The organism is Marinomonas foliarum (genome assembly GCF_003337275.1).
Lineage (GTDB): Bacteria > Pseudomonadota > Gammaproteobacteria > Pseudomonadales > Marinomonadaceae > Marinomonas > Marinomonas foliarum.
On the sequence record NZ_QPJQ01000087.1, the window covers coordinates 1 to 1029 of the forward strand.

The window sequence follows — 1029 nt, forward strand, 5'->3', positions numbered from 1 at the left end:
TAAGGGCTATCCATTTAGAGCAACCAATGTCAATATATAGTGATGAACAAAAAATCTTCTTCACTCAAAGCGGGTATTGATTACCCTAAAAATTGGGGTCAATTTGTTGACTGGTTTCACGATGAGCAAGCTTGTCGTGATTATCTACACACGCTTCGTTGGCCTAATGGTTTCATATGCCCGAATTGTTTAGCAAATAATGTGCCCTATACTCTTCCCAAAAATAAACTTAAATGCGTTCAGTGTCGGAAACAAACTTCTGTCACAGCAGGTACTATTTTTGATAAAACCAGAACGCCTCTTAAGGATTGGTTTGCTGCGATTTGGTATCTCACCAATCAAAAAAATGGAGTGAGTGCGCTTGGCATACAGAGTTTGCTCGGGCTTGGCAGTTATCAAACGGCTTGGGCGATATTGCATAGATTACGTTACGCAATGATCAACCCTGAAAGAGATAAATTATCTGGACTTGTTGAGGTAGACGAAACCTTTGTTGGTGGTGTAGTCGATACAAATCAACAAGATAAGAAGAAATTTGTTGTGTTAATTGCAATAGAGTTAATAGAACCAAAAGGGTTTGGTCGCATTAGATTACGACAGGTCGACAAAGCGACAAAAAACAACATTGAGCAATTCATAAAAGATGTTATTGAGCCGAATAGTCAAATTCACACAGACGGATCGGCGGCTTATGGTTCCGTTGATAACATGGGATATTCAAGAAAAAAGACCGTACATCTTGGTTCAAATATACCAGCCCACGAAACCATGCCAGGCGTACACCGTGTGGCTTCTTTACTGAAACGCTGGTTGTTGGGAACCTATCAAGGTGCAGTTCAATCTAAACAGCTCGATTACTATTTGGATGAATATACCTTTAGATTTAATAGAAGAAAATCTCGGTCTAGAGGGCTATTGTTTTATCGATTACTTGAACAATCAGTCACAACAAAACCCCTAACCTATAAGGGCATTAAAACCAGATAAACACTAGATGTAGTGTCTGGTTGCTCTAAATGGATAGCCCTT

1 protein-coding gene is annotated in these 1029 nt (G+C 39.5%); it reads left to right on the forward strand.

Annotated features, from left to right (window positions below):
- Positions 1-42: 42 nt before the first annotated feature.
- A complete protein-coding gene (locus DFP77_RS19450) occupies positions 43-987 on the forward strand; it encodes an IS1595 family transposase (RefSeq protein WP_114413815.1) in 945 nt (314 codons plus the stop codon).
- Positions 988-1029 lie beyond the last annotated feature (42 nt).